Source organism: Phytohabitans sp. LZ39 (assembly GCF_059359075.1).
On the sequence record NZ_JCADBM010000011.1, the window covers coordinates 247,324 to 270,674 of the forward strand.

Genomic DNA, 23,351 nt, shown 5'->3' on the forward strand with positions numbered 1-23,351 from the left:
TGGCGGCGCCTCTAGGGTGAGGGCTGACGAGGGGGCGACCGATGATCGTGGTGTCGAAGGACGGGACGCGGATCGCGTACGAGCGGGCGGGGAGCGGCCCGGCGGTGATCCTGGTGGGTGGGGCGCTCGACGACGGTGCGGAGAACGCGCCGCTGGTGCCGGCGCTGGCGGGGCGCTTCACCGTCTACAACTACGCGCGCCGCGGCCGGGGTGGGAGTGGCGACACGCCGCCGTACGCGGTCGGGCGGGAGGTCGAGGACCTCGGGGCGCTGATCGCCGTGGCTGGCGAGCCGGTCCGCCTCTACGGTGTGTCGTCGGGCGGCATGTTCGCGCTGGAGGCGGCCGCGGCCGGGTTGCCGGTCGCGAAGCTCGCGCTCTACGAGGTGCCCTACGACCCGTCGCCGGGCGCGGCGGCGCGCTACGACGAGTACCGCGCGCGGCTGGCGGAGGCGCTTGGCGGTGGGCGGCGGGACGAGGCGTTGGCGTTGTTCATGCGGCTGGCCGGCTCGTCGGACGCGGACGTCGAGGGTGCGCGGCGTTCGCCTTACTGGTCCGGCCTCGAGGCGCTCGCGCCGACGCTCGCGTACGACGCCGCCCTCTACGGGCCGCCGCCGGCCGCGCGGTTGGCGGCGGTCACCCAGCCCACGCTCGTCGCGACTGGGGGCGGCGACGAGTTCTTCGGGTACGCGGCCGACGCGGTCGCCGCGCTGCTGCCGAACGGGGTGCGGGCGACGTTCGCCGGGCAGGGGCACGTCGCGGATCCGGCCGCCGTCGCGCCGGCGCTGGTGGAGTTCTTCGGCGATTGACAGGGCGTTGGTGAGCGGCGCCGACGTCGCCGTGACGAACCTGAGCTGGAACGGTGCGCTCGCGGCCAACGCGACCACGACGTTCGGCCTGACCGGCGGCTCGAGCGGGACGCCGGTGACGCCCACACCCATCTGCCGCGTCACGTAGGCGCGCCCGAGCGCGTCACGTGGGCGCGCCCGAGTGACCGCTCGGCGAGTTGTCGATCTAGAAAGCGCGATACTTCGATTTATCCGTAGTATGGTCCGGCTATGTCCGAAAGGCGGGACGCCGCACCCCGCTCTGCCGACCCGCCCGTGTCCATAGTGGAAGACGGGCGGCCCGGCGAGCCCACCGTCGTGTACGACGACGAGGAGCGACCCGCGCGGCGGCTCACCGGGCCGGTCGAGCGCGGCGTGGCCGTCGTGGCGTTCGCGGTGGCGGTGCTCGTGCTGTGGCAGGTCTTCCGGCCGCTCGCCCAAGGCAGCCAGTTCTACCTGATCATCTTCCTGGCCGGGGTGCTGCCGCTCGTCTTCCTCAGCTACCGCAGCGGCATCCCGCTCCCGGCGCGGCTCCGCCGGGCGAAAGACGCGGACCGCGCGGGAGACCTCCCCACGCCCGTCGACTGGGCGCTCGCCGCCGTCACGCTCGCCGTCTGCCTGTACCCCGTCCTGCCCTTCGCCAGCGGCGGATACGACGCGTTCCTGGACCGCCAGGCGCTGCTGGACCCCGCGGACATCGCGATGGGCGGGGTCCTGCTGCTGCTCGTCGTCGAGGCCTGCCGCCGCACCACGGGTTGGGTGCTGCCGGCCGTCTGCCTCGCCTTCCTCGCGTACGGCTACTACGGCGGCCTCCTCCCGCAGACCTGGACGATCGCGCACGCCGGCCTCGACTTCAGCCAGATCGTCGACGCGCTCTACAACTCCGGCAGCGGCTTCTACGGCACCCCGCTCGACGTGGCCGCCTCGTACGTGGTGCTGTTCACGATCTACGGCGCGGTGCTCGACCTCTCCGGCGCCGGTCGGTTCTTCGTCGACCTCTCGGTCGCGGCGTTCCGCCGCTCCCGCAGCGCCGCCGGGCGCACGGCGGTCGCGTCCGGCTTCCTCCTCGGCACGGTCTCCGGATCGGGTACCGCCACCGCCGTCAGCGTCGGCGCGGTCACCTGGCCGATCCTGCGGCGCGCGGGGTACCCGGCCGAGCAGGCGGGCGGCATGCTCGCGGCGGCCGGGGTCGGTGCGATCCTCTCCCCGCCCACGCTCGGCGCGGCCGCGTTCATCGTCGCCGAGTACCTGGAGGTCTCGTACCTCACCGTGCTCGGCTGGGCGATGATCCCGACCGTCCTGTACTACCTCGGCATCCTGCTCGCGGTCGAGATCGACGCACGCCGCTTCCGGGTCCGGCCGGTGGACGTGGCGGTCGACTCGCCGTGGCGGCTGCTCGCCCGCTTCGGATACCACTTCTCCTCGCTCGCCGCGATCGTCGTGCTGCTCGCGGTCGGCGTCAGCGCGACGAAGGCCGTCGTGTACGCCACCGTGCTCGCCTTCGCGCTGTCCTTCTTGGACCGGCGCGGCCGGCTCACCCCGCGCCGCCTATTCGAGGCGCTGTCGGCCGGCGTGCGCGGGGTACTGCCGGTCGCGGCCGTCTGCGCGGCGGCGGGCGTCATCACCGCGGTCACCACGAAGACCGGCCTCGGCGCGCAGCTCGCCTCCCTCCTGGTACGCACCGCCGAGTCGCTGGCCGACAACCGCACCGCCGTGCTCGCGCTGACGGTGGTGTTCGCGGCGGTCGCGCTCTCGCTGCTCGGGCTGGCGGTGCCGGTGACCGCGTCGTTCATCATCGGCTGGGTCATCATCGGCCCGGCGCTGCTCACGCTCGGCGTGCCCGGTCCGGCCGCGGCGATGTTCGTCTTCTACTACTCGGTGCTCTCGGAGGTCACCCCGCCGACGGCGCTGGCCGCGGTCGGCGCCTCCGCGGTCACCGGCGGCCGTCTGGTGCCGACGATGTGGCAGGCGCTCAAGTACGCGCTGCCCGCGTTCCTGGTGCCGATCACGTTCGTGCTCACCGGACCCGGCGAGTACCTGCTCGGCCGCGGCCCGGTCTGGGGCGTGGTCTGGACGACCGCCGTGGCCTGCCTCGCCGTCGCCGCGCTCGCGATCGCCACCGGCGGCTGGGTGCTCGGCCTCGGCCCCGCCGCCGTGCCCGAGCGGACCGTCACCGCGGTGGCCGGTCTGCTGTTGCTCTACCTGCACCCGGTCACCATCACGGCCGGTTGCGCACTGCTGGCGGCGGCGCTCGTCGCGGTACGACTGCGCCGCCCACCCCTGGGGAAGGAGTCGACATGAGAGCTGTACTCGCTTTGGTCCTGGTGGCCGCCGGCCTGACGGCGTGCGGCGGGCGGCAGGACGCCGCCGGCACCGACACGGGCGGCGACGTCACCTGCGAGGTGGCCGGCGACGTGCGGGTCGGCATCGCGACCGGCAACGCCACCGGCGTCTACTTCGCGCTCGGCAACGCCTACGCCGAGCAGATCGCCGCGGCCACCGGCGGCAAGGTACAGGCGACCGCCGCCGAGACCGGCGCCTCGGTGCAGAACATCCAGCAGCTGGTGGCCGGCACGTACCAGGTGGCGTTCTCGCTCGCGGACAGCGCGGCCGACGCGGTGCGGGGCACGGGCAGCTTCGACGCGCCCCAGCCGGTGCAGGCGCTGTCCCGCATCTACACCAACTACACGCAGGTCATCGCCCGCACCGACGCCGGCATCACGACGGTCGAGCAGATGAAGGGCAAGCGCGTCTCGACCGGCTCGCCCAAGTCGGGCACCGAGGTGATCGCCAACCGCCTGCTCACCGCCGCCGGCCTCGACCCCGCCAAGGACGTCTCGGCCCAACGCCTCGACCTCACCAAGACCGTCGACGGCATGAAGGACGGCTCGATCGACGCGATGTTCTGGTCGGGCGGCCTGCCCACGCCGGGCGTCACCGACCTGTTCACGACGGCCAAGGGCGAGGTGCGGTTCATCGACATCACGCCGCTGCTGCCGAAGATGAAGGAGGTCAACCCGGTCTACGAGGAGAGCGCGATCCCGGCCGCCACGTACGGCCTGCCCGCGGACGCCAAGACCATCGTCGTGCCCAACCTGCTGCTCGTGAAGCAGGACACCGACGCGAACGTGGTCTGCGCCCTGACCAAGGCGCTCTTCGACCGCAAGCCCCAGCTCGAACAGGCCAACGCCGCCGCCAAGGAGATCAGCCTCGACAAGGCCCGCAAGACCGACCCCGTCACCCTCCACAGGGGAGCGGTCAAGGCCCTGGACGACCTGGGCGCCCCGACCTGACGGTAAATCTGGCGCGGTGGGCCGAGCTCGACTACATCGAGGTCGCCTAACGCGGTGGCCGCGAACGTCGGCCGGCTTCGCCGGCCCGGGTGAGCGGCGGCCGAAGGCCGCCGCTCACCCGATGAAGGTTCGTGGCCACCGCACTGGGGCGCGGGAGCAGCAGCGGGGTGGCCAGGATCAGCAGCCCCGCGACCGCGATGGCCGTGCGTGGGCTGGTGGCGCCGGCGAGCAGGCCGCCGAGCGCGCTGAGGACCGCGATGGCCGCACCGCTGCCGACCGTCCAGGCCGACAGGGCGCGGGCGACGCGGTCGCCGGGCGTCTGTTCGAGCCGGTAGGTGGCGAGCACGGGGTTGTACAGGCTCATGCTGACGATGATCGCGAGCTCGACGGCCATCACCGTCGCGAGGCCGGCGACGCCGGGCTGGACGAAGGCGAGGCCGATCAGCCAGACCGCGCGCAGCGTGCCGACGGTCCGGATGACCCGGTGCTGGCCGTACCGCGCCACGACCCGGCGGGCCAGCCGCGAGCCGACGAGCCCACCGACGCAGGGTGCGGCGAAGGCGAGCCCGTACTGCCACGGCGGAAAGCCGAGCTCGCGGAGCAGGAGCACGGCCAGGAGCGGCTCGGTGGCCATGATCAACCCACTGACGAGCAGCTGGTTGAGGTAGAGCGCCCGCAGGTCGGGATGGCCCAGGATGTGGCGCCAGCCGTCGAGCAGCTCGCCGGCGCGGACCCGGCCCCCGCCGGCGCGCCGCGGGCGCTCTTCCCGGTCTCGGATGGCGGCGATCCCGAGCGCGGACAGCAGGTAGCTGAACGCGTCCACCAGCACCGTGACGACCGGCCCGAACAAGCCGATCGCCGCCCCGCCCAGCGGCGGCCCGACCGCGATGGAGCTCCACGTCGTCGACTCGAGCCGCGCGTTGGCCACGAGCAGGTCCTCCGGCCGCACGATCGCCTTGAGGTACGCGCCGCCGGCCGCGACGCGGGCGATCCGGGCCGCGGCGACCACCGCCGAGACGGCGAGGAGCTGGACGAAGGTGAGCCGGCCGAAGGCGTACGCGACCGGGATCGTCACCATGACCGCGAACCGGGCCAGGTCCATCGCGACCATCACCGGGCGCTTGCGGCGAAACTCCACCCACGGCCCGAGCGGCAACGCGATCAGCGCGCCCACCGCCGGCCCCACCGCGGACAGCGCGGACACCTGGGCGGGGCTGGCGTGCACCACCAGCACGGCGATCAGCGGGAGCGCGCCGAAGCCCAACCCGGAGCCGTAGGCGCTGACCGCGTACGAGGCCCAGAGCCATCCGAACCGCCGTCCGAGGGATCGCCTGCCAAACACGGGCGGATCAAAGCAAGCCCCGGGAACGCGGATCAAACAACGGAACCGGCGGCGAGCCACAACCAGCCGTTGTACGGGTACCTTGTGGCGCGTGGATCTCGACGCCGTGCGCACCTTCGTCGCCGCCGCGGACGCCGGCCAGTTCCAGGAGGCCGCCGCCACCCTGTCGGTCACCCAGCAGGCCGTCTCCAAACGCATCGCCGCGCTGGAACGAGACCTCGATGTGCGCCTGTTCACCCGCACGGCCCGCGGCGCCCAGCTCACCGTCGACGGCCAGGCGTTCCTGCCGCACGCCCGCGAGCTGCTCCGGGTGGCGGCCCGGGCCGACGCGTCCGTGCGTCCCGGCCGGCGCGCGCTACGCGTCGACGTGCACAGCCGGCGGATCGCGCCAGCCGTGCTCCTGCAAGACTTCCACCGCGCGCACCCCGAGATCGCGCTGGACGTCGTGACCCTGAGCGGCGACGTCGACACCGCGACCGCCGCCGTCGAGGCCGGCACCGTCGACGCCACGTTCCACGCGGTCCGGGCCTCCACGCGCCGCCCGCCGGGCCCGATCGAGACCGCCCGCGTGATCGACGAGAGGCACCAGCTGCTCGTCGGCCCCCGCCACGCGTTCGCCGCCGCCCGCGCCGTCACGCCCGCGCAGCTGGCCGCGCACCGGATCTGGATGCCCGGCATGGACGCCGGCACCGAGTGGGCCGACTACTACGACGAGCTGGCCGCCGCGTTCGGCCTCACGATCGACGTGGTGGGGCCGGCATTCGGAAACGAGGCCCTGATGGCCGAGATCGCCGACTCCGCGGAGCTGGCCACCCTCGTCGGCGAACGCTCGCGCTACCTGTGGCCGGACAGCTACGACCTGCGCCGCGTACCGGTGCGCGACCCGGCGCCGATCTACCCGATGTCACTGATCTGGCGCGCCGACAACCCGCATCCCGGGCTCGCCGCGCTGCGCGCTTACCTCACCGCCCGGCGAGCGCCCGCACCCGACACCGAGATCTGGCTGCCCAGCTGGAGCCCCGGCTCCTTCAAGCAAATTTCCCGGGTCCGCGTCAGCCGCTGACCGTCGCTCCCGCCGGAGAACGCGGAGGTCGGCGGCTCGCAGCGCTCGCCGATATCTCCGACCTCCGCTGCCAGCTCCGCGCGCGTCGCGGTTACTTCGGCGCCTCCGGCGGGGCCTCGGGCTCCGGCCGTGGCCGTCCCCGGCTTGTTTCACGATGTTGGGTGAATGGATGCGGTGGGAACCGGGCTTCGCACTCCTGCTGCGGCTGGGGGGGTTGGCCCGCCTTCCCACTGGTTGGGGAGGTGGCTCAGCATGTGGGCGGCGTGACCGCGACCAACCGCGCAGGGTGAGGCCGCGGGAGCAACGGTCTGGACCACGACGAACGTCGCGGTAGCCCAAATCTCCGTCCTAACAGGAATCCAGAGCCAGGCCACCCCGACTCCGAAAGCTCCCTAGAAGCCGGATACCGGGTTCTCCCGGTTCATCTCGCTCATCGCGGTGTCCGTCCACTCGCCATAGTCCTCACTGGAGTGGAGGATGCGCCGGGTCCAGCGGCCGCCGTGGAGCAGGCCGGCGCCTCGGGCCTCGGGCATGATGGCGAGCAGCGCGGCGTCGCCGTAGAGCGCGACGATCGCACCCACCCGCCGCGGTGACCACTCCGCCACGTCGGCCGCGCCTGACTCGAGGGCGGCGACGTCGGCCGCGTACTCGTCGCGGAGCCGGCGTAGCGCACGCGCGCCGGCGACGGTGCGGCGGGGCAGAAACCAGATCGCGGCGGCGGCGCAGGCCACGACGGCGAAGACGCCACCGGCGGGCGGCACGGCGCCGAGCGACACCAGCCGGGCCACGACGACGCCCGGTACGACGGCGAGCGCGAACGGCACGACGAGGCGTTTCCAGGCGGGGCGCAGCAGTCCGCGCCGCTCGAGTGCGCGGCGGGTGTCGCGCAGCACGGCGCGGACGCGGGGCTTTTCGCCCACCTCGCGCGCGCCGCTCCAGCCGAGCAGCCCGGCGAACAGCGCCTTCTCCAGCGGCTCACCATCGCGCGGGGAGCTCCCGACGCGTTCGACGCGGCCGCGGCGGTTGGTGTTGAGCAGGCCGCGCCGCAGCAACATGACGAGGCCGGCGCGGATCGTCGCCCAGCGGCCGCCGACCAGGCAGGCGATCTCCGTCACCAGCATGTCCTCACGCCCCATGTCGACAGTGTGGACCATGGGCGCTCGCGGCCGGATTGCGGAAAAGCGCGATTTACGCATTGATGTCGATCAAGTACTATAAGCGTCAATGTCTCGGTGTCGTGCCCTTCTGGGCGTTCTCGTGACCGTATCGCTGGCCGCCGGCTGTGGCGGCGACGACCCGGGTGACGGCGGCGGCGCCGGCCTGGAGCGGCCGACCATCAAGGTGGCGGTGCTCTCCCTCCCCATGAACGCGCCGTATTACATCGCGGTGAAGGAAAAGCTCTTCGAGGCCGAGGGGCTGAAGGTCGAGACCCAGCCCGTCCAGCAGAGCACGCAGGCCTACCCCGCGCTCAAGAACGGCACGATCGACGTCGTCTTCGCCAACAACTCCTCGATGCTGCTCGGCCACGACAAGGGCGACCTGAGGATCAACCTGATCGTCGAGGGCACCCGGCTCACGCCCGGCTTCATGGGCGTGCTGGTGATGCCCGGCTCGCCGATCCAGACGGCCAAGGATCTCGAAGGCAAGAGCGTCACCGTGCACGTGCTCAACAACATCCAGGCCATCACGCTCAACGCGATCGTGAAGGCCGGCGGCGCCGACCCCTCGAAGATCGACTATCGGCAGGTGGTCTTCCCGCAGATGGCGGCCGTGATGCAGAAGGGTGACGTGGACGCGATCCACGTGACCGAGCCGTTCCTCACCGACGCCAAGCAAAAGCTCGGCGCCCGCGTCGTCGTCGACGGCGGCGGCACCCCGGTCACCGACCTGCCGCTCGACGGATACTTCGCGCTCGACGGGTGGGCCGAGCAAAACCCGAAGACCGCCGCGGCGTTCCAGCGGGCGATGCGCAAGGCCCAGCAGATGGCCGCCGACCGCAAGGTGGTCGAGGCGATCCTGCCCACCTTCGTGCGCAACGTCTCGACGGAGGTGGCCAGCACGATGACCATGCCGGCCTTCCCCGTCGCGAACGACGCCGCGCACGTCCAGAAGCTCATCGACCTCATGCGCGAGCAGGGCCAGCTCACAAACCCGTTAGACGCGAAGTCCATCGTGTACGAAGCGGGTTGACGTGCCGCTCCGCCGGCTCGCCCGCGGCGCCGTAGGGGTCGGCCTCGTCGTCGGCGTCAGCGAGGCGCTGGGCCGGGCCGGCATCGTGCACGAAGACTTCCTGCCGCCCGCCTCGACGATCCTGGCCCGCGCCGCCGCGCTCGCCGCCGACACCGGCTTCCTGACCGACGTGCGCGCCACGCTCACCGCCTGGGCGCTGGGGCTGCTCATCGCGGTCGGCGTCGCGGTGCCGCTCGGCCTGGTGCTGGGCAACATCCCGCTGGTCGGCAACGCGGTCACCACGATCGTCGAGTTCCTCCGGCCGATCCCGTCGGTGGCGCTCGTCCCGCTGGTGGCGATGCTCCTCGGCAGCGGGCTGGAGATGAAGCTGACCGTCATCGTGTACGCCTCGGTGTGGCCGGTGCTGTTCAACACCGTGTACGGCCTGCGCGAGGTCGACCCGGTCGCGAAGGACACGTTGCGCGCGTTCGGTTTCGGCCGGCTCGCCGTGCTGTGGCACGTGGCGGTCCCGGCGACGGCGCCGTTCATCGCGACGGGTGTGCGCCTGGCCGCCGCGGTCGCGCTGATCCTCGCGGTGACGGCGGAGATGTTCGGCGGCTTCGGCGACGGCATCGGCATCTTCATCGCCGAGGCGGCCAACTACCCCGGCGGCACCACCGACACGCTCGCCGCCACCGTGTGGGCGGGCGTGCTCGGGCTGCTCATCAACACCGCGCTGGTACGGGGCGAGCGGCGCGCGTTCCACTGGGCCCGGCCGCGATGAGGGCCCTGCTGTCCCGCTGGGGCGTGTTCGTCGCCGGTGTGGCGGTGTGGCAGGTCGCGACCGCGGCGGCCGCCGACCCGTTCTTCCCCACACCCCAAGTCATCGCCGGGCGGATGTACGACCTGTGGTTCTCCGGGCCCGCCACGCGCCTGTTCCTGACCGACGGGGCGGTCGGCAACATCCTGCCGAGCCTGGCCCGGCTGAGCGCCGGCTTCGCCATCGGCGTGCTGGCCGGGGTCGCGCTGGGCCTCGCGGTCGGCCGCTCCGCCTGGACCTACGACCTGCTCGACCCGGTGCTCCAGTTCTTCCGGGCGATCCCGCCACCGACGCTCGTACCGGTCTTCATCGTGCTCTTCTCGCTCGGCCCGCAGATGCAGATCGCGTCGATCGCGTTCAGCGTGCTGTGGCCGGTGCTGCTCAACGCCGCCGACGGCGCCCGCACCGTCGAGCCGGTGCAGCTGGACACCGCGGCCGTCTTCCGGCTGACCACTGTGGAGCGGCTCCGGCTGGTCATCGTGCCGTCCGCGCTGCCGAAGATCTTCGCCGGGCTGCGGCTGTCGCTGTCCCTCTCGCTGATCCTGATGGTCTTCTCCGAGCTCCAGCCGGGTGCCGCCGACGGGATCGGCTTCCAACTCGTCGAGGCGACCACGCGCTTCGACTACGAGACGGTGTGGGCGGCGATCGTGCTGCTCGGCGTGCTGGGCTACGTCCTCAACATGGGTTTGCTGGCAATCGAGAGGCGGGTGCTGTCATGGCAACGGCCGGCCTGAGCGTGCGCGAGGCCTTCTTCGACGTGTGCCGGCGGGCGGGGATGACGACCTGGTTCGGCAACCCGGGCTCGACCGAGCTGCGCATGTTTCGCGACTGGCCGGGCGACTTCGCGTACGTGCTGGCCCTCCAGGAGGCCTCCGCCGTGGGGATCGCCGCCGGCCACGCCATCGCCACCGGGCGGCCGTCGCTGGTCACGCTGCACTCGGCCGGCGGGGTCGGGCACGCGCTCGGCGCCGTCTTCGACGCGTACCGCGACCGGGTGCCGCTCGTGGTCGTCGCCGGCCAGCAGTCCCGGTCGATGCTCGCCGCGCGGCCGTTCCTGTCCGCCGACGAGCCGGCCACGTTCCCCCGCCCGTACGTGAAGTGGGCCCGCCAGCCCGAGCTGCCCGCGGCCGTGCCCGCGTTTCTGGCCGAGGCGATCCGGGTCGCGGCGACGCCGCCGTGCGGGCCGGTGTTCCTGTCCGTCCCCGACGACGACTGGGACGCGGCCGCCGAGCCGGTGCCCGAGCGCACCGTCCACACCGGATTCGCCGCCGACCCGGCCGCGCTGCGCGAGGTGGCGAGCGCACTCGACGCGGCCACCGCGCCCGCGATCGTCGCCGGCCCGGGCGTCGACGAGGACCGCGCGTGGGCCGAGCTGACCGCGCTCGCCGAGCGGCTGCGGGCGGCGGTGTGGGGCGCGCCGATGACCAGCCGCGCCGCCTTCCCCGAAGACCACCCGCTCTTCCAGGGCCACCTGCCGCCGGTGCGGGCCGGCATCGCGAAGCTGCTCGCCGGCAACGACGTCGTGCTGGTCGTCGGTGCGCCGGTCTTCACGTACCACGTGGACAGTGCCGGGCCGCCGCTCGCGGAGGGCACCCGCCTCTTCCACCTCGACTGCGACCCGGCCACCGCGGCGTGGGCGGTGGCGGGCACGAGCGTGCTGACCACGGTGCGCGCGGGCACCGCCGCACTGCTCGCGCTGGTGGGTGAGCGGGACCGCCCCGCCCCGCCGCCGCGCGTACCCCCGCGACCACCCCCGCCGGGCGACCCGCTCGACGCGGCCGCGGTGCTCGCCGCGCTGCGCACGGCCATCCCGCCCGGCGCGGTCGTCGTCGAGGAGGCGCCGTCCCACCGCGACGCGCTGCACGACCACCTGCCGATGACGAGGCCGCGCGGCTACACCACCACGGGCGGCGGCGCGCTCGGCTGGGGCCTGCCGGTCGCGGTCGGCCGGGCACTCGCCGGCGAACGCGTGGTCTGCGTGGTCGGCGACGGCTCCGCCCTCTACTGCGTCCAGTCACTGTGGACGGCCGCGCGGCACTGCGTGCCGCTCACCGTGGTGGTGCTCGACAACGCCCGCTACGAGTCGGTCGCCGGGCTGGGCCGCCGCCTCGGCATCCCGGCGATCCCCGGCACCGACCTGCCCGGGCTCGACCTGACCGCGCTCGCCACCGGCTTCGGCGTCGCGTCGGGCCGAGTGTCCACCGCGGACGGTCTGGCGCCGGCGCTGGAGCGCGCCCTCTCCCACGCGGGCCCGTACCTGCTCGACGTGCACGTGCGGGCGACCGACACCGCCATCTACTGAACCGTCTCCGCCCGCTCCCGCACCAGCCGCCCCACCTCGGCACGCAGGTGCACGAACGCGGGCAGCTCCCGGGTGGCGATCTGCTCGCGCGGCCCGGGCAGGTCGACCGGCAGGTCCGCCCGCACGGCGCCCGGCGCGCCGCTGAGCACCACGACCCGGTCCCCCACGTACACGCTCTCGTCGATGTCGTGCGTGACCAGCAGGATCGTCATGCCGGGGCTCGCGCCGCGGACCCGCAGCAGCAGATCTTCGAGGTCTTCGCGCGCCTGTGCGTCGACCGACCCGAACGGCTCGTCCATCAGCAGCAGCCGCGGCCCGTAGGCCAGCGCGCGGGCGATCGCCACCCGCTGCTGCATGCCGCCGGAGAGCTGCATCGGATGCCGGCGGGCGGCGTCGCCGAGCCCCACCTGGGCCAGCGCCTCCTGCGCCGCCGCCCGCCTTGCCCGCCGGTCGAGACCGCGGCGCCGCAGCGGCAGCGCCACATTGTCGCGGATGGACAGCCACGGGTAGAGCGAGCGCCCGTAGTCCTGGAACACGAACGCCAGGTCGTCCGGCACACCCTCCACCGGCCGCCCGTCGAGCACGATCCGCCCCTCGGTGGGCCGCACGAGGCCGGCGACGCACCGCAGCAGCGTCGACTTGCCGCACCCCGAGGGACCCACGATGCTGACCAGCTCGCCCGCCGCCACCTGGAGCCGCACACCCCGGATCGCGACAAGCCCGTCGGCGTACGCGTGCGTGACGTCCTCAATATCGAGCACGGTCCCTACTCTAGGCACTCCCGCCCGCCCTGCCGTTTACACGTCTGGGCGGGTATACGGGAGCCCTCCTCGGAATTCACACCCAAGAGGGCTGCCCTCTTGGGGCGGGCCTGGGCGGTGGTCGGAGCGCGGAGCCGGCAGTGGAGGCCGGGGCTACTTGGGGCGGGTGGACAGGTCGGTGGTGGCGGTGGCGCCGGCCTCGGTGGTCCTGCGGAGGAAGTCGGCGAGGAGCTGGAGCTGGGCCTCGTCGTAGTCGGCGCAGAGGTCGTCCATCGCGCCGTTCATGCCGGCGTAGAGCTGGAACACCTCGCGGCCGCGGTCGGGCAGCGCGCGCACCGTGACCGCGCGGCGGTCGGCCGGGTCGCGTTCGCGGACGACCCAGCCGGCGCGTTCGAGGCGGTCGAGGATGCCGGTCATCGTCGCGGGGTGGAGGCCGGCGGCGCGGGCGAGCGCGGTCGGGCTGAGGGGGCCGTGGCGGCTGACCAGGTCGAGGCAGTCGAGGTCGACGTCCTTGAGGTCGAGGTGGATGCCGACCTGGCGGTTGAGCATCGAGAGCTGGTTGCGCAGGTCGCGGAGCGAGTCCTTGATCTCGTTGGTGAGCTGCCGGCGAGCACGCTGGTTTCCAGATGTTACGGGAGTCATATTGTCTCGGCCCCAAACTCAAATACTATGGTTCTCGTATCATACGGCAGCGAGAGGACAGGACCATGAAGCTCACCGTCGTGGCCGCCACCGGCGGCATCGGAAGGCATCTGGTGGAGCAGGCGGTCGCCGCCGGGCACGAGGTCACCGCGGTGGCCCGCCGCCCGCGGGACCTGCCGGAGGGGGTGCGCGTGGTCGCCGTCGACCTCGCCTCCCCCGACATGGCGGCGCTGCGGGCGGCCGTGGGTGGCGCCGACGCCGTGCTGTCCGGGCTGGGCCCCCGCGACCCGCGCGCGGACGCCGGCGTCACCTCGCGCGGCACCCGGGCCATCGTCGCGGCGATGCAGGCCGAGCACGTGCGGCGGGTCGTCGTGGTCAGCGCCGCGCCGGTCGGGCCGGTGCCCGTGCCGGGCGAGCCCCGGCCGCCCAAGCACGACCCCGGCGACGGGTTCTTCATGCGGCACCTGTTCAGTCGCATCGCCCGCGCGCTGTACGGCGCGCACTACGCGGACCTCGCGCTCGCCGAGCAGGCCCTGCGCGAGAGCGGTCTGGAGTGGACGGTCTCCCGCCCGCCGAAGCTCACCGACAAGCCGCTCACCGGCCGCTACCGGGTCGCGCTCAACCGCAACATCCGGGGTGGCTTCTCGGTGCCGCGCGCCGACGTCGCCCACCACATGCTCCGCATGGTCGACCAGCCGGAGACGGTCAAGCAGGTCGTGGGCATCGCCACCTGACCAGCCATTGAGCTCAACCGCTGGATCCAGACCGAAGGCCTGCTGATGATCGCCGCGCGTACGGTCCGCCACTGACGCGGACGCGGACAATCTGCCTCGAGGACGCCACGACGGGCGGCGACCCTACCCCGAAAGGTCTCTAGGACTAGGGTTACCTCGGCCGCGGCAATGGGCGGCCGGCCGCGGGTCCGGGGCGGCACGCTGTGGGGCATGTCACTCACGCTTGACGATCTGGTCGCCGCGCTCGACGCGCTGCGGCCGCGCATGGACGAGGTCAGCCTCGCGATCCACGCGCGCCCCGAGCTGAAGTTCGCCGAGTTCCACGCCCACGAGCTGCTCACCGCCTGGCTGGGCGAGGAGGGGTTCGCGGTGCGCGCGCCGGTTGGCGGGCTGGCGACCGCTTTCGTGGCCGTACACGAAGGACGGTCGCCGGGCCCGTACGTCGCGGTGCTCGCCGAGTACGACGCGCTGCCCGGGGTGGGGCACGGCTGCGGGCACAACCTCATCGCCGCCGGGGGCGCGGCCGCCGTGATCGCCGTGGCCCGCGCGCTCCCCGACCACCCGGGCACGGTGGCCGTCATCGGTACCCCCGGTGAGGAGATGGGCGGCGCCGGCAAGATCCGGTTGGCCGACGCGGGGATCTTCGACGGGGTGGACGCCGCGGTGATGGTGCACCCGGGCGACCGCTCGTTGACCGCCCGGCCGGGGCTGGCCGCCGCCCACCTGCGGGTCGACTTCACCGGGGTGAGCGCGCACGCCGCCGTGTCACCCTGGCTGGGCCGCAGCGCGCTCGCCGGCGCACAGCTCTTCCTCCAGGCGCTCGACGCGATGCGCCAGTTCGTGCCACCGACCGCGCGGCTGCACGGCATCGTCTCCGACGGCGGGCAGGCCCCCAACGTGGTGCCGGCACACGCCGCGGTCGACCTCTACGCCCGGGACACGACGGCGGTGTCGGTCGAGTCGCTGGTGCGGCGGATCACCGACGCGGCCGACGGCGCGGCGCTCGCCACCGGTACGAAGGCGGCGGTGGCCGAGACCGGCCCCCGGTACGCGGAGCGGCGCAACAACACGGTGCTGGCCGAGCGCTTCGGCGAGACGGTGCGCGCGCTCGGCGTCGACATCACCGCCGACGGCCCGGGCAGCCCGGCCGGCTCCTCCGACATCGGCAACATCTCGCATCTGCTGCCGGTGATCCATCCGTACATCCAGGTCGCGGACGCCGGTACGCCCAGCCACTCGGAGCCGATGCGGGAGGCGGCGGCCACCTCCTTCGCCCACGACCGCACCCAGGTCGCCGCGGCCGGGCTGGCCCGGGTGGTCGCCGACCTGTTGACCGAGCCGGAGCTGCTGGCCGCGGCGCGGGCCGAGTTCGACGGCGCGGCCGGCGGACAATAGGGCCATGTCGGTGGTGATCGTGCTCGGCGGGGTGGGGCCCGAACGGTTCAGCGTGACCGTCGCCCCGCTCCCCGAGCTGGCCGCCTGCCTGCACGTGCTGAGCGGGCCGGACCACCACACCGAGCACGCGCCGTGGGTCGACGAGGTCACCCGCGCCGCACCGCCCGCCTTCCGCGCCGGCCTGCACCGCTTCGCTCCACTGTGGAACGCCTTGCGCTGGCGCGGCTTCTACCCCGGACTCGACGCCCTCGACCTCGACACGTTCGCGGAGCTGACCGCGTACACGTGCGCGAGCGGCTACTCCGGCTTCGACTTCGGCCATGTCCTGCACGACCCCCGCCAGGCCGCGCTCCTGCGCCAGACCGCCTCCCGCCTGCCCGAGCCGCACCTGCGCCTCGCCGACGACCTGCTCCGCGACCCCGAGGCGGTGCGGTCCGACCTGCACGCCTTCGTCGACCTGTGCCGCGACGTCTTCTTCGCCGGCGTCTGGGCCCGCACCGAGCCGCTGCTCACCGCCGCCGGCCACCGCGTGCGGCAACGCCTCGCCGACCAGGGACCGGCGGCCGCACTGCTCTCCCTCAGCCCGTCCGGCGCCCGCCTCGTCACCCCGGCGACCGGGCCCGCGCGGGTCGTCTTCGACAAAGTGCACCACGCGGTGGTCAGCCCGGCCCGCACGCCGGTCACGCTGATCCCGACCCGCTACGGCGCGCCGCACCTGCTGGTCAAGAACGAGCCGGGCCTGGCGCCGGTCGTCCACTTCCCGGTCGACGCCCCCGACGTGGGTGTCACGCTGGCCCGCAGCCGCCTGCTGGGGCTCACCGACCCGCGCCGGGTCCGGCTGTGCCGGCTGATCGCCCGCCAGGCGATGACCACCGCCGACCTCGCCGACCGCCTGTCGATGACCCGCCCCCAGGTCTCCCGCCACCTGCGGGTGCTGCGCGACTTGGGCCTGGTGCGGGTCGAGCGCCACGGCCGGTACGTCCACTACGGACTCGACCTCGCCGCCGTCGAACGCATCGGCCAGGACGTGGCCACCGCCTTGCAGTTCTAGCGACCTTTCGACGTCAAGGTAGCTTTCCTCCGAGTCCCTTCAGGACGGGATTTTGGGCTACCGCGACGTCCGTCGTGGTCCAGACCGCTGCTCCCGCGGCCTCACCCATCCGCCGCTGGCCGCGCTCACCCCGGCGGCTGCGCCGGGCCTTACGGCCCCGGCCGGGGGTAGGCGCGCGGGATGCCTTTGCTCTGCTTCCCTGGAGTGGCCACCCCCATCGGCCCACCGCCGTACGCACGACGGCGTGAACGCGGCGGTGCGCTCAGCCCGACAGCCGAGATGGGCGCGGCGGCCGCCACGGTGCTGGCGGAGCTGCGGGCGGTGGCCGAGCACCCGTGGTGCCCGTTCCTCGACGACTTCGACAGCCGCACCCGGCGCGGCCTCGGCCACCGCGACGGCGCCTTCCGCGCCGCGGCCCGCTCCACTGTGGAGCGGGTCAGCCCCGGATGACGGCGGCCAGCGCGTCGATGTCGCGGGCCAGCACCGACCGCACGCCCGCGTCCGGCACCAGCGCCGGGTCGGTGGCCAGCTCGCGGAGCGCGGCGAGCTGTCGCAGCGCCCGCTGGTCGTCGCCGGCCGCCTCGGAGGTGCGGGCGGCGTCCAGCTTGCCCGACAGCTTGCGATGCGCGACGGCGGAGAGCTGGCTCGTCGCGCGGAAGCGGTCGAGCAGCGCCCGCACGTCGCGGAACGACGTGGTGACGTAGAACCGGACCGTCGTGGTCGTGTGGTTGCCGGCCTTGTCGGTGGCGGTCACGGTCATCTCGTGAAGGCCCAACCCCAGGTCGTACAGGGGTTGCAGCCGCCCGCTCGGGTAGGCCGCGCCGTCCATCGTGCCGGCCGTCGTGGCGATGCCGGACGTCGGGTCGACCGCCTGGTAGGTGATCCGCACGTCCTGGCTGTCGCCGTACAGCGCACCCTCCGCGACGCCGGACACGATCGTGGTCGGCTTCGTGCCGTCGATCTTCAGGGTCGCCGCCCGGAGCGGCTCGGTGTTGCCGGCCGCGTCGGTGGCCCGGTAGCGCAGCTCGTGCGTGCCGTCTCCGGTGACGCCGACCGGCCCGGTGTAAGCGGTCCAGGGGCCGCCGTCCAGCGACCAGTCGACGGCCGTCACGCCGGCGCCGCCGTCGGTCGCGGTGAGCGTCACGGGCACGGCACCGGCGTGCCAGCCGTCGTCGTTGGCGGGCGCGAACGTCGCGGTCGTCCGCGGCGGCGTGCCGTCGGTGCGCAGCGTCGCCGTGCGGGTCGGCTCGACGTTGCCGGCCTTGTCGGTGGAGCGGTAGCGCACCTCGTGCCCGCCGTCACCGGCCACCTCGAACGGTCCGGTGTAGACGGTCCACGCCGTCGCGCCGTCCACCTGGTACTGCGTCGACGCCAGGCCGCTGCCGCCCGGCTCGTCGGAGGCGGTCAGCGTGACCGTGGCCGGGCCGATGTACCAGCCGCCGGACTCCGCGCCGGCCAGCGAGACGTCCGTCGACGGGGCGGTCGTGTCGGTACCGCCGGTGGGCGCGCCGTAGACGTTGAGCTCCCACAGCGAGTAGCCCCACTGGGTGCCCCGCTCCGCGCAGTAGACCCGCACGTAGCGGGCCTCCCCCGCGACCTCGACGTCGTCGATGCCGCCGTTGCCGGCCGTGGTGCTGTAGACCGGTGCCCAGTCGATGCCGTTGGTGGACGCCTGTATCTCGTACGACTTCGCGTACGCCGCCTCCCAGTTGAGGCGGACGCGGCTGAGGTCGTACGTCGCGCCGAGGTCGACGCTGATCCACTGTGGATCGCTGTGCTCGCTCCCCCACCGGGTGGCGGCGTTGCCGTCGACGGCGTTCGCCGCGACGTGCGAGCTGCCAGGCTCCACAGTGGACGCCTGGGTCACCTTTCCGCGGGCCAAATCCTCGCCGGTGGTACCGCCCGCCCGCACTCGGATGTTTCGGTAGCTGATGTCGAGGCCGGCGCCGTCGTTCTGCACACCGATGTAGCCGTCGGCGATCGCCCGCTCGCTCGTGTAGTCGTTGATCTTCACGCCGTTGAGGTAGACCTCGACGTGCTGGCCGCTGACCCGGATGTCGTAGGAGTTCCACTCGCCCGGCTCGTTGAGGTTGGCCTCGCGCAGGGCGGTGTCCGGCGCCTTGAAGCTGTACACGCTGCCGGTCGTGCGGGTCGGGTCGGCGTCGGTGGCGTCGATCTGGATCTCGTGGCCGGCCGAGACCGGTGCCCACGGGTCGTCGCCGGGGTTGGGGAAGCCGACGAAGACGCCGCCGTTGTCGTCGCCCGGCATCATCCAGTCGACCTTCAGCGAGTAGTCGCTGAACGTGCGGACCGGGAACCACAGCAGGCCCATCCCGCCGACCGAGCTGATCGTGCCGTTTTCCAGCGTGAAGCCGCCCGGCCCGGCGTGCAGCCACTGGTCGAGGCTGGCCTGGGTGCCGTCGAAGAGCGGCGTGTAGCCGGTCTCCGGCCGGCAGTCGCCCGCCGCGTCACCGGCGGCCAGCCGGATGCCGCCGAGCAGCATCTTCAGGTAGCTCTCGTCCGCGTAGGACTCGGCGGTGTGGCCCATGCCGGTGTACCAGGAGCGGCCGCCGTCGTAGCGCTGGCACCAGGTGATCGGGTGGTCGGCGCCCATGCCGCCGCCGTTGTAGCTGGACTCGTCGAGGCTGGCGAGCACCTTCACGTTGGCCCGCGGGTTGGTGCGGTAGTCGTACCACTCGTCGGTGCGGGTCCAGGTCGGCGCGAAGTGCGCGGTCGACGGGTTGGCCCGGTCTTCGAAGCGCACGGTCGCCTGCTGGGTCGCCGGGTGCGACCGGAAGTACGCGCCGACGAGTCCGCCGTACCACGGCCAGTCGTACTCGGTGTCGGCCGCCGCGTGGATGCCGGCGAAGCCGCCGCCGCCCCGGATGTACCCCTCGAACGCGGCCTGCTGCCCCGCGTCGAGCACGTCACCGGTCGTGGAGAGGAACACCACCGCCTTGTACCGCGCGAGGTTTTCCGGGGTGAACGCGGCCGCGTCCTCGGTGGCGTCGACGGCGAAGCCGTGCTCCTCGCCGAGCCGCTCGATGGCCGCGACGCCGGCCGGGATCGAGTCGTGGCGGAAGCCCGCGGTCTTGGAGAAGACCAGCACCGGATTGCCCTCCGCCGCGCGCGCGGACGCCGGGCTGGCCGGCGCGGCGAGCGCGGTGAGGACGAGGGCGGCGCAGGCCAGCGACGCCAGCAGGCGAAGGCGCATCGTGCGCTCCTTCCCACCGAGGGGTGGCTCAGCGGATCGAGTGGGACAGGGCGCGCCGCCGCACCTGGGTCGTCTGGCCACTGTGGACAGACTGGCAGCGGCCGCCGAGCCACCGCGCCACCAAATTTACGGCGGCGCGGACGGAGCGTCAACGCGCGGCGACCTATCGGGTAAGCAGCGTGGCATAGTCGGCCGCGGTCGCCGGCGCGTGCGACAGCGAGCCGTCCGCCCGCGGCACGCCCACCGGCTGCCGCTCGTGGGTGAACGCGACCGACGTGATGCCCGCCTTCGCGGTCAGCGTACAGACGATCTGGGCGAACGCGAGCACCTGGTCGGTGCGGCCGCCGCCGTCCAGCACGCCGGTCAGCTCGACCACGGCCCGACCGCCGCTGACCTGCACGCCGGCGACGTCGGCCGCGCGCAGCGCGGTGGTCATCCCCGCGCCCCGCTCGGCCGGCGTCGGGCCGGCGAGCAGGTCGTCGACGAGCTCGTCCACGGTCGGTTCGGCGGGCAGGTGGCGGGTGACCGCGACGAGCCCGCCGCCGCGGACGAGGAAGACCCGCTCCGGGACGCTGCCGGTGCCGTTCTCCGGCGGGGTGGGGGTGGCCCAGGCGTGCGCGACGCCGCTGGGCGGGTTGACCCGGCGGGCGTGCTCCTCGGTCTCGACGCCGCAGCCCGCGACGGCCAGCACCGCGCAGCTCGCGCCGGCCAGCAGGTCGGTGACGAGGTGCTGGAAGCGCTCCACCTCGCCGGATAGCAGGGTGACCGCCGTGGCCGTCCGGCTGTCCAGGCGGCCCCGGTTGCGGTCGAGCACGCTCGTCGCGGCGGCCAGCGTCTGGAGCGGCGAACGCAGCTCGTGGCTCACGTCGGCGGCGAACCGGCGGTCCCGTTCCAGGCGGGCGGAGAGCTGGTCGACCATCTGGTTGAACGACGTCGTGAGGCGTTCCAGATCGGGTTCGGTGGCCGGGTCGAGACGGGCGTCGAGGTCGCCGGCGGTGATCTCGCGCGCGGCGGCCGTGACCGTGTCGAGGGGGCGCAGCGCGCGGCGGGCGAGGTACCAGCCGAGGCCCGCCCCGGCGGCGGTCGTGCCGGCCGCGACGAGCGTGAGTACCAGCGCGAGCACCCGCAGCGTGTTGTCGAGCTCGTGCAGCGAGTCGATCACGTAGAAGCCGGTCGACGAGGGCAGCGGCACGCCGACGACCACCGCCGGCCCGGTCTCGGTGCGCACCCGCTGCATGCCCAGCTCGCCCCGCTCGACGAGCTGCCGCAGGCCCATCGGGATCGTGTCGGTGACGCCGGCGTCGGCGTCCCGCGCGTACCAGCGGCCGTCGCGGTGCAGGAACGCCCGCCGGGTGGTGCCGGTGTTGAGCGCGCGGAGCACGCCCACGATGTCCGGCTGGGGTGTGGCCAGCCCGGTCTGCACGACGCCCGCGTCGAGGTAGGCCGAACGCAGCGCGTTTCGCTCGCGGCCGGCCATCAGGGCCCGCTCGGTGAACTGGTACGAGAGCGCCGCCATCGAGGCGGACAGCGCGAACGCGCCGGCCGCGAACGCCGCCGCCACCCGGGTGCGCAGCCCTGGCCGCTTCACGGTGCCACCTTCGCTCGCTCGTGCGGCGCTGAAGGCGACGTCTTCCCTCGCCGGCCCGAAACCCCGACTTCGTCGGCGGGCCGGCTCAGTCCAGACGCCGCCGCGCCAACTCGCTCGCTCATCGGGGCAGCTTGTAGCCCATGCCGCGGACGGTCACCAGGTGCCGCGGCGCGGCCGGGTCGGCCTCGATCTTCTGCCGTATCCGTCCGATGTGGACGTCAACGAGGCGCTCGTCGCCGTACGCGTAGTCCCACACCCGCTCCAGCAGCTGGGCCCGGGAGAGCACGCGGCCGGGGTGCTGGGCCAGCTCGCACAGCAGCCGGAACTCGGTGCGGGTCAGCGCCACCGGCCGCCCGGCCACCGACACCTCGCCGGCCTCGGGGCGGATCTCCAGGTCGCCGAAGACGAGCGCGGGCACGACCGACGCCGCGCTGGCCGCGCGCGCCCGCCGCCGCAGCGCCCGCAGCCGCGCCGACAGCTCCTTGACCGCCACCGGCTTGACCAGGTAGTCGTCGGCGCCGGCCTCCAGCGCGGCCACGATGTCGTGCGTGTCGTCGCGCGCGCTCACCACCACGATGGGTACGTCGTCGCGGCTGCGCAGCTGGCGGATGCACTCGAAGCCGTCGACGCCGGGCAGCATCAGGTCGACCAGCACCGTGTCGGCCGGCTCGCGCCGCTGCGCCACGAGCCCCTCCTCGGCGGTGGCCGCGCCGCGGACCGCGTAACCCTCGTCTTCGAGGCCGAGCGTCAACGACAGCCGGATGCGGTCGTCGTCTTCGATCAGCAGCACCTGTTCCATCCAGGCATCATGGACCACTCGCCGCCGCGCGGCACAGTGCGGACGGTTGTCACACGACCGTCATATAACCGCGGAATGATCGCCATATCCGGGGTCGAGGCTTACTTCGAGGTCTTCGCAGCCGCTCCGGGAAATTGCCGGCAGCGGCTTTTCGGCGTACCCTTTTCTTTGTGTCAGAATGCGCTCGCATCAGCCGTGCGGGCGAGCCGCCCGGATCAATCTCAAAGCACAATTCTTCCTTAAGAAAACACTATTTGACTTGGTCGTCCAAGGCGCTTTACCGTGCCCTCGGAAACAGTTTCTTAGTGCTTTTCTCGCGGAGGTGATGGTTGCCGTGACCGCCCCACGCATCGCGGCCGTTCTCGTCGGCCTGGCGCTCGCGTTGGCGGCACCCGCGGCCGCGGCGAGTGCGCAGCCGGTAGGTCCCGCGCAGCTCGGCGCGACCGACCTCGCCCTGCTCAACGGCGTGCGCCTGGCCGGCCTGTGGGAGATGCCGGCCGGTCAGATGGCCTCCGAGCGGGGCAGCTCGCAGCGGGTGCGCGAGGTCGGCGCGGAGATCGCCGCCCAGCACGCCGAGCTCGACCAGCTCGTCGTCGACGCGGCCAACAAGCTCGGCGTCCAGCTCCCCACCGAGCCCAATGCACAGCAGCAGGGATGGCTCAACGAAATGCGCGGCGCGTCGACCGACCGCGAGTTCGACCGCATCTTCGTCGAGCGCCTACGGGCCGCACACGGCAAGATCTTCCCGGTCATCGGCGCGGTCCGCTCGGGCACCCGAAACGAAATCGTGCGCAAGCTCGCGCAAGACTCCAACGGCTTCGTGATGACCCACATGACGTTGCTGGAAAGCACCGGCCTGGTCCGCTACGGCGACCTGCCGCCGGCCGTCATGCCCGCCGACCAACCCAAGATCGACTCGATTCAGGAGGCGGCGCTCGCCAAGACCGCCGCGGGCAGCGGCCTCGACCCGCTGGTCATCTGGGTCATCGTCCTGGCCGCCGCGGTCCTGGGCGTCGGCGGCACGTGGCGCCTCTTCAAGCCCCGCTAAACCGCGGCGCCGCTGATAGCCGCCCACCGCGGCCCCGGGGTCAGCCCGCACCGCGGCCCCGGGGTCAGCCCGCACCGCGGCCCCGGGGTCAGCCCGCACCGCGGCGCCGGGGCCAGCCGCGCACCGCTGCTCCCGCCGGAGACCGCGCGGGCCGGCGGATCGGCGGCCCACCTTCCCCCTGTTTGGGGATGTGCCGCGGCAACCCCGCATCTCCCACGTGACGGGACGATCGGGTCAGGATGTGGAAGGCGTGGTGATCGTTAGCCCAGAACCCGTGTGACACGCGGGCACGAACGCGGGTTTTGG

The 23,351-nt window shown here is 73.3% G+C and carries 21 protein-coding genes; 14 read left to right on the plus strand and 7 right to left on the minus strand.

From position 1 onward, the window contains the following. The first annotated feature begins 41 nt into the window (after nt 1-41). The 4 genes from AC5L36_RS22495 to AC5L36_RS22510 all read left to right on the plus strand — a co-directional run bounded on the left by AC5L36_RS22495 (nt 42) and on the right by AC5L36_RS22510 (nt 4,117). Entirely contained in the window at nt 42-806 is a 765-nt protein-coding gene (locus tag AC5L36_RS22495) for an alpha/beta fold hydrolase (RefSeq protein WP_441218667.1), read from the plus strand. Between the two features lie 10 nt (nt 807-816). Then, a complete protein-coding gene (locus AC5L36_RS22500; RefSeq protein ID WP_441218669.1) occupies nt 817-954 on the plus strand; it encodes a cellulose binding domain-containing protein in 138 nt (45 codons plus the stop codon). A gap of 101 nt (nt 955-1,055) precedes the next feature. Beyond that, nucleotides 1,056-3,125 carry a TRAP transporter permease gene (locus AC5L36_RS22505; RefSeq protein ID WP_441218671.1) on the plus strand — a complete coding sequence of 690 codons (2,070 nt, stop codon included), beginning with the start codon at nt 1,056-1,058 and terminating at the stop codon, nt 3,123-3,125. After that, nucleotides 3,122-4,117, plus strand: coding sequence for a TAXI family TRAP transporter solute-binding subunit (locus AC5L36_RS22510; RefSeq protein WP_441218673.1), 996 nt, complete (start codon nt 3,122-3,124; stop codon nt 4,115-4,117). Before AC5L36_RS22505 ends, AC5L36_RS22510 begins: the two co-directional genes overlap by 4 nt. A 46-nt stretch (nt 4,118-4,163) precedes the next feature. On the opposite strand, the gene AC5L36_RS22515 is transcribed toward AC5L36_RS22510, so the two are convergent. After that, the gene (locus tag AC5L36_RS22515) at nt 4,164-5,459 is read right to left on the minus strand and encodes an MFS transporter (protein WP_441218675.1); all 1,296 of its coding nucleotides are present in this window, start codon (nt 5,457-5,459) and stop codon (nt 4,164-4,166) included. Nucleotides 5,460-5,550: 91 nt separating this feature from the next. Between AC5L36_RS22515 and AC5L36_RS22520 the strand changes: the two genes are divergently transcribed. Beyond that, the gene (locus AC5L36_RS22520) at nt 5,551-6,522 is read left to right on the plus strand and encodes a LysR family transcriptional regulator (protein WP_441218677.1); all 972 of its coding nucleotides are present in this window, start codon (nt 5,551-5,553) and stop codon (nt 6,520-6,522) included. A gap of 392 nt (nt 6,523-6,914) precedes the next feature. On the opposite strand, the gene AC5L36_RS22525 is transcribed toward AC5L36_RS22520, so the two are convergent. Continuing rightward, a complete protein-coding gene (locus AC5L36_RS22525) occupies nt 6,915-7,658 on the minus strand; it encodes a TIGR04222 domain-containing membrane protein (protein WP_441218678.1) in 744 nt (247 codons plus the stop codon). A gap of 121 nt (nt 7,659-7,779) precedes the next feature. Between AC5L36_RS22525 and AC5L36_RS22530 the strand changes: the two genes are divergently transcribed. Genes AC5L36_RS22530 through mdlC form a run of 4 tightly spaced genes read left to right on the plus strand, consistent with a single transcriptional unit; the run spans nt 7,780 to nt 11,813 of the window. Then, the gene (locus AC5L36_RS22530; protein WP_441218680.1) at nt 7,780-8,712 is read left to right on the plus strand and encodes an ABC transporter substrate-binding protein; all 933 of its coding nucleotides are present in this window, start codon (nt 7,780-7,782) and stop codon (nt 8,710-8,712) included. Nucleotide 8,713: 1 nt separating this feature from the next. Beyond that, nucleotides 8,714-9,475: an ABC transporter permease gene (locus AC5L36_RS22535; protein WP_441218682.1), complete on the plus strand. Its 762-nt coding sequence runs from the start codon at nt 8,714-8,716 to the stop codon at nt 9,473-9,475. Further along, the gene (locus AC5L36_RS22540; protein ID WP_441218684.1) at nt 9,472-10,245 is read left to right on the plus strand and encodes an ABC transporter permease; all 774 of its coding nucleotides are present in this window, start codon (nt 9,472-9,474) and stop codon (nt 10,243-10,245) included. The genes AC5L36_RS22535 and AC5L36_RS22540 overlap by 4 nt, the downstream gene beginning before the upstream one ends. After that, nucleotides 10,227-11,813 (plus strand): benzoylformate decarboxylase, encoded by a 1,587-nt coding sequence (gene mdlC, locus AC5L36_RS22545; RefSeq protein WP_441218686.1) that lies wholly within the window; start codon nt 10,227-10,229, stop codon nt 11,811-11,813. Before AC5L36_RS22540 ends, mdlC begins: the two co-directional genes overlap by 19 nt. On the opposite strand, the gene AC5L36_RS22550 is transcribed toward mdlC, so the two are convergent. Together AC5L36_RS22550 and AC5L36_RS22555 are read right to left on the minus strand one after the other, a co-directional pair. Further along, complete coding sequence (locus tag AC5L36_RS22550) at nt 11,807-12,574, minus strand: ABC transporter ATP-binding protein (protein WP_441218688.1); 768 nt, start codon at nt 12,572-12,574, stop codon at nt 11,807-11,809. The genes mdlC and AC5L36_RS22550 overlap by 7 nt on opposite strands. Nucleotides 12,575-12,727: 153 nt before the next feature. Next, nucleotides 12,728-13,216, minus strand: coding sequence for a MarR family winged helix-turn-helix transcriptional regulator (locus AC5L36_RS22555; RefSeq protein ID WP_441218690.1), 489 nt, complete (start codon nt 13,214-13,216; stop codon nt 12,728-12,730). A gap of 65 nt (nt 13,217-13,281) precedes the next feature. On the opposite strand from AC5L36_RS22555, the gene AC5L36_RS22560 reads away from it, so the two are divergent. The 4 genes from AC5L36_RS22560 to AC5L36_RS22575 all read left to right on the plus strand — a co-directional run bounded on the left by AC5L36_RS22560 (nt 13,282) and on the right by AC5L36_RS22575 (nt 16,846). Further along, the gene (locus tag AC5L36_RS22560) at nt 13,282-13,950 is read left to right on the plus strand and encodes an NAD(P)-dependent oxidoreductase (RefSeq protein WP_441218692.1); all 669 of its coding nucleotides are present in this window, start codon (nt 13,282-13,284) and stop codon (nt 13,948-13,950) included. A 210-nt stretch (nt 13,951-14,160) separates the two neighbouring features. Next, a complete protein-coding gene (locus AC5L36_RS22565; protein WP_441218694.1) occupies nt 14,161-15,345 on the plus strand; it encodes a M20 family metallopeptidase in 1,185 nt (394 codons plus the stop codon). A 4-nt stretch (nt 15,346-15,349) separates the two neighbouring features. Continuing rightward, nucleotides 15,350-16,396 (plus strand): ArsR/SmtB family transcription factor, encoded by a 1,047-nt coding sequence (locus AC5L36_RS22570; protein WP_441218696.1) that lies wholly within the window; start codon nt 15,350-15,352, stop codon nt 16,394-16,396. Between the two features lie 204 nt (nt 16,397-16,600). Then, nucleotides 16,601-16,846 carry a hypothetical protein gene (locus AC5L36_RS22575; RefSeq protein ID WP_441218698.1) on the plus strand — a complete coding sequence of 82 codons (246 nt, stop codon included), beginning with the start codon at nt 16,601-16,603 and terminating at the stop codon, nt 16,844-16,846. Here AC5L36_RS22575 and AC5L36_RS22580 read toward each other — a convergent pair. The 3 genes from AC5L36_RS22580 to AC5L36_RS22590 form a co-directional block, all read right to left on the minus strand. Beyond that, complete coding sequence (locus AC5L36_RS22580) at nt 16,833-19,610, minus strand: ThuA domain-containing protein (protein WP_441218700.1); 2,778 nt, start codon at nt 19,608-19,610, stop codon at nt 16,833-16,835. The two genes, AC5L36_RS22575 and AC5L36_RS22580, sit on opposite strands and share 14 nt — an antisense overlap. A gap of 163 nt (nt 19,611-19,773) precedes the next feature. Beyond that, nucleotides 19,774-21,198 carry a HAMP domain-containing protein gene (locus AC5L36_RS22585; RefSeq protein ID WP_441218702.1) on the minus strand — a complete coding sequence of 475 codons (1,425 nt, stop codon included), beginning with the start codon at nt 21,196-21,198 and terminating at the stop codon, nt 19,774-19,776. Nucleotides 21,199-21,316: 118 nt separating this feature from the next. Then, a complete protein-coding gene (locus tag AC5L36_RS22590) occupies nt 21,317-21,997 on the minus strand; it encodes a response regulator transcription factor (RefSeq protein ID WP_441218703.1) in 681 nt (226 codons plus the stop codon). A 325-nt stretch (nt 21,998-22,322) separates the two neighbouring features. On the opposite strand from AC5L36_RS22590, the gene AC5L36_RS22595 reads away from it, so the two are divergent. Further along, a complete protein-coding gene (locus AC5L36_RS22595) occupies nt 22,323-23,045 on the plus strand; it encodes a DUF4142 domain-containing protein (protein ID WP_441218775.1) in 723 nt (240 codons plus the stop codon). Nucleotides 23,046-23,351: the final 306 nt, after the last annotated feature.